Here is a 16,328-nt window from a genome sequence, read left to right as displayed (position 1 = left end):
GACTATATATGTTAAAGCAATCCATGCATTCATTCGTGTTATTGTATCCAAATGTATTGTTAGAAGGCTGGAATGTTGAAAAAGTTTCAGAACGTTATGAAGGTGAAAAGTGGGGAACTTTTTGGTTTCAGGTTGTTACTCCAACTGGGATGTTTCGAGTAAAGGAATTTTTTCTCGATATAATGGAACCAGTATTTCCGGATAGCTGTATTTCTCAAGCAAAAGGAGATTGTTTTCAATATAAAGGGCTTGTGTATTGGAAAGGTGTAAATTATAAAGGAAAAGAAAGTTACGTTACATCTATATGGAAAACACAAGTTGAAATTTCTGTTGATCATGGATATGTAAACCAAGACGAAATGGAACGATTTCTATTTGAATTACAACCAGTAAATATGGAGCTTGGGAAAACGATATTACATACATCATTTCACTTATTAAGCTTTCAAGCGAAGAGAAGTGAAATGGGTGAGATAGGAAGATGTAGAGAGTGGAATGCTCCAGATGACGTATCCTATGTAAATTTGTTAATTCATGAAAAACTAAATTGGAAACTTGAATCGGTCGGTTTCGGAAATGACGAAACGCAGTATGTATACTGGGACGAAGTTAATAAACTATATGCACTTTGGGTTTGTAGACATAAAAACAAAGCGTATTATCCTATTTCTTCATGGACAATGAACTATGGCCCAAAACAAATTATAAACGGGTTAGAGTTTTATTCGCACCCTAATCGCGGAACAGTTGTATACGAAGATTTAGGTAATGAACAAATCGCATACGTATTTCGCGGTAATCCATGTACAAATTTTGAACAAGTAAAAGAACTTTTTGCCTGTTTGTAAGATAAAAAGAAAAATGAGAACGACAAAGTAGATATTTGTATAATACAATAGAGTGAGATTCGATTATAAGAGAAAGCGTTGGTGAAAGAATGGAGCAGCAAAGAAATTGGCTACAAGCAACTGTAGAAAGAATTGAAGATAATACGTTACAAATAAAGTGGGCAAATAATATAGAAGAAGTTCGTATTTATTGGAGTACTTCACCAGATCATATTGAAGAAAATGGAGAACTACTTGCAACTGTAAATGGAGGATTATCATATACAATTGAAAACCCGAGTGAAAATGAACGTCCATATTTTAGACTAGTAGGAAGTAATGGACAAGCAGTGACAGTAGCTGAGCGTAGATTGCCATTACAAGGTGCGTTTAACTTCCGTGATATGGGTGGATATGAAACGAGAGATGGACGTAAAGTGAAATGGGGCAAATTATACCGTTCTGAAGAATTAGCAGGACTAACAGAGTGGGATATCGACTATTTACAAAAGTCTGGTTTAAAGTTAATTTGTGACTATCGTACAGACTTTGAGGTAAAGCATAAGCCAAATCCTGAGATTACAGGTGCTCGTCAAGTGTGCTTACCAGTTATGCAAGACTTAGCGAAAGACTTAAATATAAATGAGTTTTTCCAAGTTGGTGACCTTTCTATGTTAGGAAAACCAGGTGAGTATCTTGTGAAAATGAATCAAGATTTCGTAAGTGGTAACGAGGCGTTCGTAAGCTTCTTAAACTTAGCGCAAAACCCGGAAAACTTACCGTTAGTAAACCATTGTACAGCTGGGAAAGACCGTACTGGATTTGGATCAGCATTATTATTACTTTTACTAGGTGTACCAGAGAAAACAGTAATGGAAGATTATTTACTAAGTAACGGTTTCCGTGAAAAGTTAAACGAGAAAATGATGGCCTTTTTAGGTGCAAAACTACAAAACGATGAGAGTAGAGAGATATTAGGTGCGATGTTTGAAGCACGTGCTGAATACTTGCAAGCTGCGATTGGTGAAATTCAAAAGCAATACGAATCAGTTGAAGCATACGCTGAAAGGGCTCTTGGCTTTACGAAAGAGTCGTTAGAGGAAATGAAAGAGTTATTACTAGAAGATTAATAAGTAAAAGGAGGCTGAGCGGATTAGCCTCCTTTTACTATTGTTGCTATAATTTTGTTAATGAGGATGTTGTGCACCGAGGAGAAAATGGATGAAAAGAACTTAAGAATCGGGGGAGAAAATGATTTATACACGTGTAAAAGCAGAGGGGTTAAGAGAAAAGCTGGCAACAATACTAAGTCAAGAGTATAAGGAACTAGCTATTCAAGATTTAAAGGTGATTGGAACAGGAGTGCAAAATATTGTTTTTCAAGGAGATTCAGAAAAGGGGTCTTTAGCATTTCGAGTACCGTGGGAAAGAGAAGTGGAAAATATAAATGAAGACTTATTTAACAGTCGGATTTCGTTGCAAAAGGAAGCGGAGCTGTCTAAGTATTGTCATTCAAAAGGTATTCCAGTACCAAGGATACACGGATTGCATCTTTCAACCGAACTTGATTTTTTAATTTCGGATTGTGTGTATGCTGATCGTACGCCAATTTCCGCATGCAAAATAGGGGAGTTAGTGAGCAAGCTTCATAGTATGCCAATTGATGGTTTGTATTACAAACAAAATATTAGAGAGCCCATTAGTAAGTATATAGCAGAACGAATTGTGAAACGGATAGAAGGGTTTAATACAATCAAGGACTGTAAAATTAATCTTCCGAATACAAAAACAATTGAATATATTCTTAGTACAGCAGATCATGTAAAATGTTTATTACATATGGACATTCGAGCAGCCAATTTAATCGGGTATAATGGAGAAGTTAAAGCAATAGTTGATTGGGATAACGCTTTAATTGGTCATCCATTGCTGGAGCTTATGAGAATAGCTGAAACAAATGAGGTTAGTTGGGATGAATTTAAAGATGGATATAAGAATGATAGTATCTTTAATGTTACTCCTCATATTGTTAGTTTATTTTATAGACTAGATACAGCAGTCATGCTAGCAAACTTATTTATAGCACATTTGAAAATAAAAGATAAAGGTGTATTCTATAAAGAGCGGGTTAAAGCGCTTCATCACGAAATATATAAAAATTTATAAGCAATGAGAACGAAGCTTTTAAAATAGGAATTGAGGAGAACATCATGAAATACAAAGTTATATTATTCGACGTAGATGATACATTATTAGATTTCCCTGAAACGGAAAGACACGCATTACATAATGCGTTTGTACAGTTTGGTATGTCTACAGGGTATAATGATTATCTTGCAAGTTATAAAGAGATTAGTAATGGATTATGGAGAGATTTAGAAAATAAAATGATTACGCTAAGTGAATTAGCCGTAGAGCGATTTAGACAATTATTTGCAATTCATAATATAGACGTAGATGCGCAGCAATTTAGTGATGTATACCTTGAAAATTTAGGGAAGGAAGTACATCTTATAGAAGGCGCAGTACAATTATGTGAAAATCTACAAGATTGCAAGTTAGGTATTATTACGAATGGATATACGAAGGTGCAACAATCAAGAATCGGAAATTCGCCTTTATGTAATTTCTTTGATCACATTATTATTTCTGAAGAAGTTGGTCATCAAAAACCAGCACGTGAGATTTTTGATTATGCGTTTGAGAAGTTTGGGATTACTGATAAATCAAGCGTACTAATGGTTGGAGATTCGTTAACTTCTGATATGAAAGGCGGAGAAGATTACGGCATTGATACGTGTTGGTATAATCCGAGTTTGAAAGAAAACGGGACAGATGTTAACCCGACTTATGAAGTGGAGAGTCTGCTACAAATTTTAGAAATTGTAGAAGTGGCGGAAGAAAAGGTAGCTTCATTTTAATCATGCTGATATTTGTCGAAAAATCGATATATTGAAAAAATCGTTGATATATTGTAAGTTGTGATAGATATATTGAAAAAATCGTTGATATATTGTAAGTTGCGATAGATATATTTGAAAAATCGTTGATATATTGTAAGTTGCGATAGATATATTTGAAAAATCGCTCATATAAATTCATATACTAAGATATAGAACAAAAAAATAGAGCTACTATACAAGGTCATTCACGTGTTATAATGCGTGAATTAAATATGCGTATATAAATAGTTTCCTAGCGTGATGCGATGTCATGTATGATTAGTGTAACAACTAGAGGTGAATAAAGAATGTTAAAGTTTTTATTTGAGTTAGACAAGAATCTCCCGCAGAAGGATGAGCCACGGTATGATGCTTATTCAAAGGGCTTTATCGAAGGAGATGTAACGATTTGCGCGAGTGACAGCGTATTTTTTCAAAAATCATGTATGAAGGTTGCAGAGCTGGGGATTTATTTAGGTCAGTGGATGGAACAAGTTCAACATGGGCAGAACGTGCCTATGAAATATGAAACGGCTGACCGTGAAGAGGTAATTCTTGGTTTCTTCTATGAAGAGGATCATAATCAATGGAATGTTTTTTCCAGCTGGCAAGAATTTGAACTTCAAGAGCGTATAGCTACTACAACATTAATAGAGAGTGTTCAACGCTATTTGTATGAGTTAAATAAAGAACTGCGCATGATAGAATATCCTGTGACGTTTGATCAGTACTTAAGAGGAGAGCGAATGATGCAGCTCTCTTACAAACGACCGTGTGATAGCAAAGCAGATACGACACCGATAGAGGTTTATAATGGAAGTGAGCAAGTAGGTGTAGTAAGGGGCTATTATAAAAATACGCTGATGAGAGTGCTGGATTTTATTCCGAAAATTGGTAGTAATATTATTTATGAAATAAAGGATAGTAAGGACAATATTCGCGTCATTGCAAAGGATGTAAGTAGGCAGCGCCAAAGAAGGATTTTAGTAATGTACAAAGATAATCATGATGCAGAGCATGAAATACTTGTATGTGACGGAAAGTTATTGGATGCAAATTTCTTATTTACCTTTACATATAAGGCAGAAGAATATGTTGTTCATAAAACTTCATTTGGAATGGGAAAATTATTACGAAAAGGCTATGTAATTGCAGATTGGAATATTCGTCTTGAGGAAGATATGTATTACATTGAGATGAATGTATATGATGAAGATTACATGCAGGATCGATACTTACTATTAGGCGTATTTCATGCGGTTTTATATGGATAATCAATAAGAAATACCGTCATTCTTCTTGGAAAGAATGACGGTATTTTTTTATGTGATTCTTGTGACTGGACGTCTTTAATCAATCCTCAAAAATAAAAATCTCATCAATCGTACTATGTAATGCCTTCGCTATATCGTGAGCAAGTTGTAAGGAAGGATTGTATTTACCTTTTTCGAGATGACTAATTGTTTCACGTCGCACACTAACGCTCTTCGCTAAATCTTCTTGTGTCATGTTCAATTTTGCGCGGTATTCTTTTATCTTCGTTACGAACGCCATGGTGCATCTTCCATTTCATCAACAGGTTTATCATAAAAGAACATAGAAAAACCGAATGTAAGAATGAGTGTGCCGAAAATAAGAGCGATATCAATCTCTTGTAGCGTAGAGTTTGGAAATAACATTTCAATAAATATAATGATAGCAGTAGTTAGTAATGTAATGATAAATGCATTGCGGCACGATTTATTGACAATTTGTTCAAACAGTTCATCGTGTTGAACTGTTCTATACGATGTGAAAAAGGAGAAGAAACAGAACATAGTAAACAATCCTTTTTCATAAAAAAATCCGAGGAAACCGAAGAAACCGAGAAATCCTAAATATTTTATCCAAGTTGTTTTCATGATAGGTCCTCCTTACGTTGTTAGAAATAAGTCACGTTATGTTACAAATATATCACAATTGGATAGGAATGGTAATAATAGTTTTCCAGTTTGCTTCATAATAATAGTAAAAAGAGGAAATATGCTGCGAAATAAAGAGGATAATATTGTAAAATGGTTGTAAGGAGGGGGAGGAAGAAATGCTAACTTGGATTATGATCGTTGTATTACTTGTAGTGATTACTGTCATTGCGACGGTGTTAATTGGGCGGAATGGTGATGCAAATTATAGCAAAGCGACAAAGGGGAATATTAAACGCTTAACAATGATTTATATTATACTAGCTGTCGTTTTAGTTGTTGGATTAGGGGTGTATATTTATTTTAAAGGTTAAATATACTGAAAAATGTAAAAATCTTAAAATAGAACTATGCTATAATATCAATATAGTTATTTGGTAATTAAGGAAAGGATTGGATGGAATGATTGAAATTACGAATGTGTCAAAAAGTTATAATGGGTCTACCTATGCAGTAAAAGACTTAAGTTTATCTGTACCTAGCGGCGAAATCTTTGGATTTTTAGGACCGAATGGTGCGGGTAAATCAACGACAATTAAGATGATTACTGGTATTCACGGGGTGGACAAAGGGACTATTACGATTAACGGAAAAAATATTATGGAAGAGCCGATGGAAGCGAAGAAGACGTTTGGTTATGTACCAGATAGTCCAGATATGTTTTTACGATTAAAAGGAATTGAATATTTAAACTTTATGGCCGATATGTATGAAGTGTCGAAAGAAGTACGACAAGAACGAATAGAGTCTTTAGCGAAGAAGTTTGATCTTTATAATGCTTTATCTGATCAAATTCAAAGTTATTCGCACGGTATGAGACAAAAAATCGTTATTATTGGTGTGCTCGTACATGAGCCAGATGTATGGATTTTAGATGAACCATTAACTGGGCTTGATCCGAAATCTGCATATATTTTAAAAGAAATGATGAGAGAGCATGCGGATAAAGGAAAGATTGTATTTTTCTCTACACACGTATTAGAAGTAGCGGAAAAAATATGTGACCGGGTTGCTATTATTAATAAGGGGAATTTGCAGTTTAAAGGAAATTTAGATGAAATGAGAGATCATTTTAAATCCAATGAATCACTTGAAAAAATGTTCTTGGAGATGACGGGCAATGAGTAAAATTTGGACGTTAACGAAGGTACTATTAAAGTTAAATTACGCAGATTTTATAACAGATAAGAAGAAGCGATGGGCGTATGTATTTTCATTTGCAGCTATTTTATTTGTCGGCTTTTTACTGTTTGGTTCTATCACGCATGCAATGTATGAGGGAATGATACATTTAGGGCAAGATCCAGGAATGATTATCGCAATGGGACTTGCGATTGCGAGTATATGGGTATTTTTAATGAGTATTACGAACATTTTAACTGTATTTTACTACAGCAATGACATTGAAATGTTATTACCATTACCATTAAAACCAGCGCAAATTATTTCAGCCAAATTTTTAACAGTATTAATTACACAATACGTAATGAGTTCATTTATTTTATTACCGATCTTTATTACGTACGGTTTAAAAAGTGGCGCATTTATTACATATTACATATATATGATTTTCATTTACTTACTCTTCCCAATTGTGCCGTTAGTACTAGCTTCGTTACTGATGACAGTTATTATGAGGTATACAAATATAGCGAAAAATAAAGACCGAGGAAATATATTTATTGGAATCGTAAGTATACTATTTATTGTAGGAATTAACGTATTTTTGCAGTGGAAAAATAAAAGTTCGTTTTCTGAAGATGCAATTGCGGATTACCTTGCAAACAACCAGTCTTCTCTTTTAGTACAAATGACAAACTATTTTCCAACTACATATTTTGGAGCAGTAGCATTAGTAGAAAATGCAAATTGGAAGGGACCTTTATATGTAATAATCTTTGCAGTTATTTCATTTGTCTTCTTTGTGTTGTTTTATTACATAGCAGAGCGTACATATTTAAAAGGGGTTATTGGACTTTCAACGAGTACAGCAAAGAAACAAGTTATTTCGGCGGAAGGTTTACAGAAATCAACAGTACAAAGTTCGCATTTAAAAGCGTATGTGAAAAAAGAATTTAAAACGTTATTCCGTACACCACAATTTTTCTTAAATTGCATTGTACAAACTTTCGTTATGCCAATTATGTTGTTCTTTATTTTATTTGTGCAAGATGGAAATTTAAAGTTTATTACAGAGTATATTAACAATCCAGAGACAACGGGATTTGCAATTGGTGTTGGCCTTTGTGCATCGTTATTTTTAATGGGTAGTAACGTCATTGCAACAACGTCATTTTCGCGAGATGGAAGCTCTTGGTTTGTGAATCGTTATTTACCAGTAAAGGCTTCGGATATCTTTTTTGCGAAAGCAATCACTGCTTGGTTAATTAATGTAATCATTTTAGCAGTATTCGGTATTACGATGGCAGTTGTAGCTGGGATTTCTCCAGTCTTTATGATACTGTGGTTTTTACTAAGTGCGAACGGGTTGTTATTAATTAATTTAATCGGAACACGCTGGGACGCACAAACTGCAGATATTCATTGGGATACAGAGCAGAAATTATTTAAAAGTCGATATACAACTTTGTGGAATTTTTTAGCAAATATTTTAATAGCTTTAATTATTGTGGGGGGAGTAAGTGTATTATACTTCTTCCTTCATGTCGGACTATGGGTTATGTTTATCGTTTTATTTGTAATGTTTACGATTGTAAATTATATCTTTATTAAAATGTTAAAATTAGGTGCTGAACGTATACTGTCAAATATTCAATAAGAAGATAGATCCTCTGTATTCATGCAGGGGATCTGTGTATAGATGGAGGAGAAAAAGGTGAAGAAAATAGCAATTGTAACAGGGGCAACTCGTCTGAATGGAATCGGTGCAGCTGTATGCAAGGTGCTTGCTCAAAAGGGGATAGACATTTTTTTCACGTACTGGCCAAAGTATGATAAAGCGATGCCATGGGGAATGAGTGATCAAGAACCCTTTTTGCTGAAAAAGGAAATTGAAAGTTACGATGTTCGATGTGAAATGGCAGAAATTAATTTATCGCAGTCTTATTCGCCAAATCGTTTGTTTTATATGGTATCAGAACGGTTAGGTGATCCATCTATTCTAGTTAATAATGCAGTATATTCTACTCATACGAGGATTGAGGAATTAGATGTAGAGCAGTTGGATAAACATTATACAGTTAATGTTCGAGCTACTATGCTATTAAGTTCATTGTTTATAAAACATTATTCACTTAAAACGGGCGGGAGTATTATTAATCTTACTTCAGGACAGTCAGTAGGTCCAATGCCAGATGAACTAGCATATGCAGCAACGAAAGGGGCAATTGAAGCATTTACAAAGTCAGTAGCACCAGTTGCGATGGAGAAGGGGATTACAGTGAATGCTGTAGATCCAGGACCGACGAATACAGGATGGATTACAGAGGAGCTGAAGCATCATTTAGTATGGAAGTTCCCACAAGGTAAAGTAGGAGAACCGGTGGATGCTGCGCGCTTAATTTCTTTTTTAGTAAGTGAAGAAGCGAAATGGGTTACTGGGCAAGTCATTCACTCGAATGGTGGTTACTCATAAAAATATTATGTTAACAAATGTTGAGAAACAAAAAACGAAAGAAAATTTTATTTTTTTGTATAAATAAAATGTCAAGAAAGATAAAAATTTGATAGAAGAGTATATCGTCATATGAAGATAGTAATTCTTAATGTGACAATATACTCTTTTTCTTTTACTTGCGAGTAGAAAAATGAAGTAGAAGAAACTCGAATATTAAAATGAGTTTATCAGTTTTTGTACGTATTATTATGAAGATTACTGTCGGAAAGATGATAATTCCTATGAAAAGGGATTTTTTAAGGGGGAATCGAATCGTAAAGGGGAGGATAAATTATGTAAAACATAGGGGGATTTATATGAAAATGAAAAAGGTCGCTATCGCATCGATAACAATTGGTACAATGCTTACTATGGCAGCTTGTAGTCCTTCATCAGATAAAGAAACGGAAAAGAAAGAGCAAGTAACTGCGCAAAATGATGGAGAAGCAAAAACGACAAGTGCAGATGAAGCGTCAAAAACAACGAAAGATACTGAAAAAGAAACAAATACTTCTTCAAATGAAAAAACAGATAAGGATGCAAAAAATACGAAAGAATCATCAGGGACAGAAAGTAACGGCAAAACGTCAACTCAAAACGAAAATGTAAAAACAAAAGAAAAAGAGACGACAGGAAAAACGAATGATCAAACGACTAGCGGGAAAACAACAGATCAAAGCACAAGTACAAGCACAAACAATAACGGAAAGACAACGAAAGATCCGAAGAAAAGTGTTGCTGTGAAAACGAATGTTAAAGAAGTTGTAGCATTAATTGATAGCTTGGACAAGCAGTTAGCTGCTAATCCAAAATTGGAAACAGTGAATAAGCTTGGCAAACAAATTAATGAAAAGTGGGATGTGATTGAAAAAGAGCTAGAAGCATCACATCCGACGGATTCTAAAACAATCGGTCAAAGTATGTATCCGTTAATTGTAGGAGCGGAGAAAGAAAAAATCGATATTAATAAAATGAAATCATTAACGACGAAAACGAAAAAAGATTTAAATCAGTTATTGACGAAACTTTCATAGTTTCAAAAGCCTACTCGTGTGAGTAGGCCTTTTTTAGGTTGTTGTAATGTGCATAGTATAACTTATTTATTTCTATTTTCAATTACGATGCGAAAGGAACTGAATGCTTGTTGACTGATATAATCTTCTTCGTTAACTTTATAAGGAAATGGAAAAGCGACGAGTTGCAAATTACTTTCCTGATCCACTGAAGGCAATGTGAAATTAAAGATTTGCCTCGTTTCAGGTGCAACCTTAGTATAAACGACTTTTCTATTGTTAAATATTTCAACTTGTTTCCAATCTTTAAAAGCCACGATTGCGTAAGTCATTTCATCATTTGTTTCATTACCGTTTGATAAAATTAATTGCTTGCCTTCCTTTTCAAAGAAGACAGTTTGTAAGTTCTCTTCACGGTTCGTAACAAATAATGGTTCGTAAAGACCATCTTTTAGAATAGCATCTGGATCTATAAGGGAGAGTTTTATTTTTTCGTTTTCTTTCTGAAGAGGATGCATTGAATATCGCATACTTAGAATATCTTCTAAAATAGCTGCTTTATTTAAGTTATTATCTTTTAATTTGTATTCAGGTTTTTTAATTATTAAAAAGGTTAATTCACTTGCATTAGGAGAAGTGTGTAAAGAGATTTTCGTAGTCATTGAACTGTTTGGTTTCATATCAAAAAAATAGTGTGATATTTCAGTAGTAGTATCTTCTATTTTAAAAGGTTTTTGTTCGTAATCTTCTAGAACAATTAATCCATATTTTCGGTTTTCATTAATAGTATGTACGAATGATAATGTTACATTAATTTTATTATCCTCACTAGTAATTGTACTACCATTGTTAATATGTTGGCCTTGATTATCCTTCAATCCGTAAGAAATAGTATTGGTTTGTTGCTCTCGTTTATTTTCTATGGAAGGTGGATGAGGTTGTATGAATGAAGTATTGAACAAAATATAAATTGTAAGTAATGAAATAAGTAAAACACCGCTAATAATATATATTTGTTTCATAAATAGCACCTCAATATATGTAAAATATTATAGAAAAAAGATATGCAAGATGCATATCTTTTTTCTCTTTCTTACCAGAAAGCTTTTGTTTCGTGATTCACATCATTATAACCACTTAATTTATAGGTATGATTACCGATAGCGTAATCATCTCCATAATAGATGCTTGTGTTGATCGCTGTAGCACTTACAAAGGATGATTTTTTTGCACTATTACTTTTCGTATTCACTAATGAGCCATCGCCATTGAAAGTTCTTGCTTTTGCATAAACATAGTCTTCGGTCGTAGTTGATTTCGATTTAGCAACTGCATATGTGTTACCAAAAAAGGGAGTATATACGCTAATGTTAGAGTCATTCTTAGGTGCAACTGCAACAGTCAAACTAGGAACACTAGATGTTTTTGTTGATTGAATTGTATCAAAGTCAACTAAAACGGGCTGCTTGTCTACAGTATCGACCTCTGAAGCACTTGCGTTATTAGTAAAACCAAAACCTAAAACCGCTAACCCTAAAGTTGTCACCGATAAAGATTTTTTCATATTCACTAATTTTCCCACCTTTTTAAATTTTTGAGTTCGAACTCAATTCATACAATATATGAAAATTTCGAAACTCTCAATGGTTTATCCCATACTTAACTTTTCTTTTACTTTCGATTCAACATGTCTTCATTTGCAAAAAAGCGAATATATCTTCTAATGCTTAGCCAGCAAGGGATACAGGTTTAATTTTATGAAATTCATGTAAATTTAAATCTATTCATGTCAGAATCTCTGTTATTTTTAAGTCCATATGGGAAACTTATTAAAAAAAGGATGGTGACAAAAATGACAATCGATCGAATTTGTACAATTGGACCCGCAAGTAATAATAAAGAAACATTAGCACAGTTAATAAAGAATGGTATGAAAATTGTTCGACTGAATTTATCGCATGGCACGCATGAAAGTCATAAAGACATCATTCGTTTAGTGAAATCATTAGATGACTCTATTAAATTTTTGGGTGATGTACAAGGTCCTAAAATAAGATTAGGTGAAGTGAAGGGAGAGCAAATTACACTTCAGGCAGGAGATTCTTTTATTTTACATACACAACCAGTTACAGGGAGTAATACAGAAGCGAGTGTTGATTATGAAGGAATTGCGAATGATGTGAAAGTAGGCAGTAGAATTTTAATTAATGATGGAGAAGTTGAATTAATTGTTGAAAAGATAAGTACGGACAAAATAGAAACGAAGGTAAAAACAGGTGGCAATATCTCATCTCATAAAGGAGTTAATTTACCAGATGCGGCTGTTCGTTTACCAGCTATTACAGAGAAAGATAAAAAAGATATTCAGTTTCTTTTAGAAGAGAATGTTGATTTTATCGCGTGTTCTTTCGTAAGAAAACCTAGTCATATAAAAGAAATACGAGATTTTATACAACAGTATAAAGAAACGTCACCTAATGTAATTGCAAAAATAGAAACGATGGAAGCAATCGAGAATTTTCAAGATATATGTAAAGAAGCAGATGGAATTATGATTGCAAGGGGCGATTTAGGAGTAGAGTTACCGTATCAATGCATTCCGCTTTTACAGAAAATGATGATTCAGGAATGTAATCGAACGAATACATATGTCATTACAGCAACACAAATGCTTCAATCTATGGTAGATCATTCTATTCCAACAAGAGCAGAGGTGACTGATGTGTTTCAAGCTGTACTGGACGGGACGAATGCAGTTATGCTTTCAGCTGAAAGTGCATCAGGAGAACATCCAATCGAAAGTGTGAGAACATTACGTCTCGTTTCAGAATTTGCAGAGCATGTTAAAAAAGATGGACCTTTTGCGATGAAAGATGTACTGCAATTACTGCGTGAGTCTCTGGATGAGTAATAAATAAAAAGAGGGCGGATATGCATCCGCCCTCGTGTTTTTCATTCATACTATTCTTGCTCTTGCTCATCCAAAATCTTTTCAAACGCAGCAGATACTTTATCAAACTCTTCATCATTTTCAATGTATGAAAACTCATTATCTTCTTCTACTTTTAAAAAGAAAATATCAATGTCTTCCTCAGTTTCTGTTTGGATATCTTCAACAAAGGCAACTGCAATATATTCTGCACCTTCGACATCCATCGCTCCAAGTACTTCTACTTCTTGCTCTTCGTTATTCTCATCACTAAGAGTAAACACTTCGCCAACTTCAATATCAGACATATTCATTCTCCTCCTGTTCGACTCTAAAAATAGAGCACTCAAACTGTATACATACTAACATATCTTTCCATGAAAAACCAAATTCATACGTAAGAAAACAATTCATTCTTCTTTAGTATGAGTATACAGCTATTAGGAGCATTATTTGTCTGTGCTATATTACTTAATCCATTCAACAATTGTATCCATAGTCTGTCTTGTTTTATCACGCTTTGGCTCTTCTTTACGGTAACCAAAGGCAACCATAACTGATACTTCAAGATTATCGCCTTGTATAATGCCTTCTTGACGAAGTAAAGAATCTACTTCCTCTTTATCAAATCCTTCTATTGGACAAGAATCAATACCGATTTGAGCTGCGCTCGTCATCATATTACCTAAAGCGATATAAGATTGCTTGGATGCCCAATCAAATACAGCACGATCGGATTGTAATAAGTTAAAATCTGTTTCCTGGAACTTTTTGAAGAATTCATATCTAATTTTTTGAGTGTCTTCAGGCAATCCAATAATATCGTTCATCATATATTTAATATACTCTGCATCATAATGCATATCTTTAATGTTTCTTGAAAGAACAATAACAAAATGACTAGCTGTTGCAAGTTGCCCACCAGCGCCCCATGAATACGGTTGTAGTTTTTCTCTTAATTCTTTATTTTGTACGACAATAAATTTCCAAGGCTCATATCCAAAAGAAGAAGGAGATAGTCTGCCTGTTTCTAAAATGAATTTGAAATCCTCTTCTGAAATTTTGTGCATAGGATCGAATTCTTTACATGCATGTCTGAAATGAAAAGCCTTCATAATCTTTTCTTTTGTAATTTCGTTTGTATTTGTCATAAAAGTTCCTCTTTTCATGAATTTATTTTTGTAAGTAAATTATATTTTTAAAGTAACATAGATACAAGTACGCACATTTATGTGGTATAGTATCAAAAAAGATACTAATGTTAAGGGAAGGGATTTATTATGGATTGTCCAAACGAAAATAATATAAATTATCCATTTTTAAATAAATATTCTTGTCCAGTTGAAGCTATGGTTGAGGTGATTGGAGGGAAATGGAAAGGGGTAATTTTGTATCATTTATTAGATGGTACAAAGCGGTTTAATGAATTAAAAAGATTAAAACCAAATATCACACAAAGAATGTTAACGCTGCAGCTGAGAGAACTTGAAGCTGATGGCATTATACATCGTGAAGTATACCGTGAAGTGCCACCTAAAGTTGAATATTCGTTAACTGAGCTTGGTGAATCACTACGTCCAGTGATTCTATTAATGATGGAATGGGCAACTCATAATATGGAGAAAGTTTTGGAGAGTAGGAATACGAAAAATAATAGTTAAGAGTTGAAATTGGTATAGACGAGTTATGTGAAATAGTTGTAGAAATAAAAGGTGTTTCCATACGTGAAAACACCTTTTATTTCTATGTTTTTTACTTTTTAACTTCAACTGCTGAAGTTGGAAAGTTATTTAAGTTTGCAGTTTGACCATACCAATCAGCATGTTTAAAAACAACACCTTTTCCATATCCGTCAGTTGAAGTACGTTCCCATAGTGTTGTTGAGTAGCTAGCAGTAGGAGCTGCTGTACGTACAGAAACAATTTGATTTTGCCAACTAGCAGACAAGTTTTTATAACCACTACTTAGAGAAAAATACTCGCTACCTTGATTTGTGCGTTTATAGAAGTCTGTACTACCAGGTCCGCTTCCTCCAACACCAAGGGGAGTGATTGAATTATTCAACCTTTGTTTATCTTTTTCAATAAAAGACTCTAAACTTTCTTTGCTCGAAAATCCATAAGATAACCAGTCTCCATTTTGATTTTGTTTCGGTAGAACTAACGTTATTTTTATGTCTTCCTTTGATGGAGCACTCAATTTGTTAAACGAATCAACAGTCTTTTCATCTACAGTTACATATTCGAAAGAGGAAATCGTATAATCTTTTTCGGTACTAGCTGATACTGATCCCAGTCCTCCAGTTAACGACGAAACAGTTAATAATGCACCTGCTACCAACTTTTTCAGCATGGATTCATCTCCTTAAAACTTAGATTTTTTACATAACTAAAATGTATGTTAATTTGAATGTTTTATAAATATTTAGAAATTTATAAAAATTAAACAGAATATTCTTTTATTATTCTGAAGTAAGGAGAGTAATTAAAAATGAAAAAAGGTTTACTTAAAAAGTAAACCCTTTTTGCTGACCTATTTCAAAACTCAATGGATGAAAGTTTCATTTTATCCATCTATGAATCATACACTTCTTTTGCATTCGTAGAAGCAGCATCTAATAAAAGGAAAATGGCTGCTATCATATGTAGAACGATTTCTATATAAGGGAAAAAGGCAACTAGAGTAACGATAATACCGATATAATGAGGGGACGTATTCATGCCTTCTTTTTTAGCTAATAAAATAGTATTGATATGTAAAACAATCAATAGTAGTAAAGGTATCCCATATAGGTTAACAAGACTTGGAAATACATAATAAAAAGGAAGTAATAAAAGATGATAGATTCCTGTAGTCCACTTTAGTAATTGGATGTAGGTTTTCAAAGTGAATCCTCCTAAAATAATTCATATCTATATATTACCAAAAATAATAGGTAATTGGATATTGTTTATTTGTATTTTTAATAGATTATAATAATTTTATGTAAACTAATTGTTAGGTATCTATAAAATAGAAAAACCACCCAAACGAGGGTGGT

Annotated in this window: 20 protein-coding genes; 12 read left to right on the top strand and 8 right to left on the bottom strand. The window is 33.6% G+C overall.

Annotation, left to right across the window (positions count from 1 at the left end; genetic code table 11):
• Positions 1-8 precede the first annotated feature (8 nt).
• The 5 genes from C3Y97_RS16450 to C3Y97_RS16430 all read left to right on the top strand — a co-directional run bounded on the left by C3Y97_RS16450 (position 9) and on the right by C3Y97_RS16430 (position 5,043).
• Positions 9-848, top strand: a complete 840-nt coding sequence (locus C3Y97_RS16450; protein ID WP_002198007.1) for a hypothetical protein — start codon at positions 9-11, stop codon at positions 846-848.
• 89 nt (positions 849-937) lie between these two features.
• Entirely contained in the window at positions 938-1,957 is a 1,020-nt protein-coding gene (locus tag C3Y97_RS16445) for a tyrosine-protein phosphatase (protein WP_000437797.1), read from the top strand.
• Between the two features lie 121 nt (positions 1,958-2,078).
• Complete coding sequence (locus tag C3Y97_RS16440; protein WP_136363526.1) at positions 2,079-2,993, top strand: phosphotransferase family protein; 915 nt, start codon at positions 2,079-2,081, stop codon at positions 2,991-2,993.
• A gap of 44 nt (positions 2,994-3,037) precedes the next feature.
• Positions 3,038-3,748 (top strand): YjjG family noncanonical pyrimidine nucleotidase, encoded by a 711-nt coding sequence (locus tag C3Y97_RS16435; protein ID WP_078438847.1) that lies wholly within the window; start codon positions 3,038-3,040, stop codon positions 3,746-3,748.
• A 329-nt stretch (positions 3,749-4,077) separates the two neighbouring features.
• A complete protein-coding gene (locus C3Y97_RS16430) occupies positions 4,078-5,043 on the top strand; it encodes a tubby C-terminal domain-like protein (protein ID WP_069355961.1) in 966 nt (321 codons plus the stop codon).
• A gap of 79 nt (positions 5,044-5,122) precedes the next feature.
• Here the strand turns inward: C3Y97_RS16430 and C3Y97_RS16425 are convergent, their stop codons facing one another.
• Both C3Y97_RS16425 and C3Y97_RS16420 read right to left on the bottom strand, forming a co-directional pair.
• On the bottom strand, positions 5,123-5,323 hold the full coding sequence (locus C3Y97_RS16425) for a helix-turn-helix transcriptional regulator (protein ID WP_000896307.1): 201 nt from the start codon (positions 5,321-5,323) through the stop codon (positions 5,123-5,125).
• Positions 5,311-5,670: a DUF3796 domain-containing protein gene (locus C3Y97_RS16420; protein WP_136363525.1), complete on the bottom strand. Its 360-nt coding sequence runs from the start codon at positions 5,668-5,670 to the stop codon at positions 5,311-5,313. The genes C3Y97_RS16425 and C3Y97_RS16420 overlap by 13 nt, the downstream gene beginning before the upstream one ends.
• 179 nt (positions 5,671-5,849) lie before the next feature.
• Here C3Y97_RS16420 and C3Y97_RS16415 point away from each other — a divergent pair, with 179 nt between their 5' ends.
• The 5 genes from C3Y97_RS16415 (at position 5,850) to C3Y97_RS16395 (ending at position 10,380) form a co-directional block, all read left to right on the top strand.
• The gene (locus tag C3Y97_RS16415; protein WP_000958863.1) at positions 5,850-6,044 is read left to right on the top strand and encodes a hypothetical protein; all 195 of its coding nucleotides are present in this window, start codon (positions 5,850-5,852) and stop codon (positions 6,042-6,044) included.
• 88 nt (positions 6,045-6,132) lie between these two features.
• Entirely contained in the window at positions 6,133-6,858 is a 726-nt protein-coding gene (locus C3Y97_RS16410) for an ABC transporter ATP-binding protein (RefSeq protein ID WP_086692880.1), read from the top strand.
• Entirely contained in the window at positions 6,851-8,509 is a 1,659-nt protein-coding gene (locus C3Y97_RS16405; protein ID WP_000036884.1) for a putative ABC transporter permease subunit, read from the top strand. Before C3Y97_RS16410 ends, C3Y97_RS16405 begins: the two co-directional genes overlap by 8 nt.
• Before the next feature lie 57 nt (positions 8,510-8,566).
• Entirely contained in the window at positions 8,567-9,325 is a 759-nt protein-coding gene (locus C3Y97_RS16400; RefSeq protein ID WP_000716965.1) for an SDR family oxidoreductase, read from the top strand.
• A 338-nt stretch (positions 9,326-9,663) separates the two neighbouring features.
• Positions 9,664-10,380, top strand: coding sequence for a hypothetical protein (locus C3Y97_RS16395; RefSeq protein WP_079004640.1), 717 nt, complete (start codon positions 9,664-9,666; stop codon positions 10,378-10,380).
• Positions 10,381-10,442: 62 nt separating this feature from the next.
• On the opposite strand, the gene C3Y97_RS16390 is transcribed toward C3Y97_RS16395, so the two are convergent.
• Together C3Y97_RS16390 and C3Y97_RS16385 are read right to left on the bottom strand one after the other, a co-directional pair.
• Positions 10,443-11,381 (bottom strand): hypothetical protein, encoded by a 939-nt coding sequence (locus tag C3Y97_RS16390; RefSeq protein WP_136363524.1) that lies wholly within the window; start codon positions 11,379-11,381, stop codon positions 10,443-10,445.
• 71 nt (positions 11,382-11,452) lie between these two features.
• Positions 11,453-11,929: a XoxI protein gene (locus C3Y97_RS16385; RefSeq protein WP_136363523.1), complete on the bottom strand. Its 477-nt coding sequence runs from the start codon at positions 11,927-11,929 to the stop codon at positions 11,453-11,455.
• 282 nt (positions 11,930-12,211) lie between these two features.
• Here C3Y97_RS16385 and C3Y97_RS16380 point away from each other — a divergent pair, with 282 nt between their 5' ends.
• Positions 12,212-13,270 (top strand): pyruvate kinase, encoded by a 1,059-nt coding sequence (locus C3Y97_RS16380; RefSeq protein WP_000151079.1) that lies wholly within the window; start codon positions 12,212-12,214, stop codon positions 13,268-13,270.
• 50 nt (positions 13,271-13,320) lie between these two features.
• On the opposite strand, the gene C3Y97_RS16375 is transcribed toward C3Y97_RS16380, so the two are convergent.
• Both C3Y97_RS16375 and C3Y97_RS16370 read right to left on the bottom strand, forming a co-directional pair.
• On the bottom strand, positions 13,321-13,602 hold the full coding sequence (locus C3Y97_RS16375) for a DUF1292 domain-containing protein (protein ID WP_002005464.1): 282 nt from the start codon (positions 13,600-13,602) through the stop codon (positions 13,321-13,323).
• A gap of 153 nt (positions 13,603-13,755) precedes the next feature.
• On the bottom strand, positions 13,756-14,439 hold the full coding sequence (locus C3Y97_RS16370; RefSeq protein ID WP_098213139.1) for an NAD(P)H-dependent oxidoreductase: 684 nt from the start codon (positions 14,437-14,439) through the stop codon (positions 13,756-13,758).
• A 129-nt stretch (positions 14,440-14,568) separates the two neighbouring features.
• Between C3Y97_RS16370 and C3Y97_RS16365 the strand changes: the two genes are divergently transcribed.
• Positions 14,569-14,949, top strand: a complete 381-nt coding sequence (locus C3Y97_RS16365) for a winged helix-turn-helix transcriptional regulator (RefSeq protein ID WP_000340581.1) — start codon at positions 14,569-14,571, stop codon at positions 14,947-14,949.
• 91 nt (positions 14,950-15,040) lie between these two features.
• Here C3Y97_RS16365 and C3Y97_RS16360 read toward each other — a convergent pair whose 3' ends face one another.
• Both C3Y97_RS16360 and C3Y97_RS16355 read right to left on the bottom strand, forming a co-directional pair.
• Positions 15,041-15,640, bottom strand: coding sequence for a hypothetical protein (locus C3Y97_RS16360; protein WP_000914420.1), 600 nt, complete (start codon positions 15,638-15,640; stop codon positions 15,041-15,043).
• Between the two features lie 221 nt (positions 15,641-15,861).
• The gene (locus C3Y97_RS16355; protein WP_000860727.1) at positions 15,862-16,173 is read right to left on the bottom strand and encodes a hypothetical protein; all 312 of its coding nucleotides are present in this window, start codon (positions 16,171-16,173) and stop codon (positions 15,862-15,864) included.
• Positions 16,174-16,328: the final 155 nt, after the last annotated feature.

The sequence above is a fragment of the Bacillus sp. DU-106 genome, assembly GCF_004799705.1.
GTDB lineage: Bacteria > Bacillota > Bacilli > Bacillales > Bacillaceae_G > Bacillus_A > Bacillus_A cereus.
This window is presented reverse-complemented; position numbering and strand designations above follow the sequence as displayed.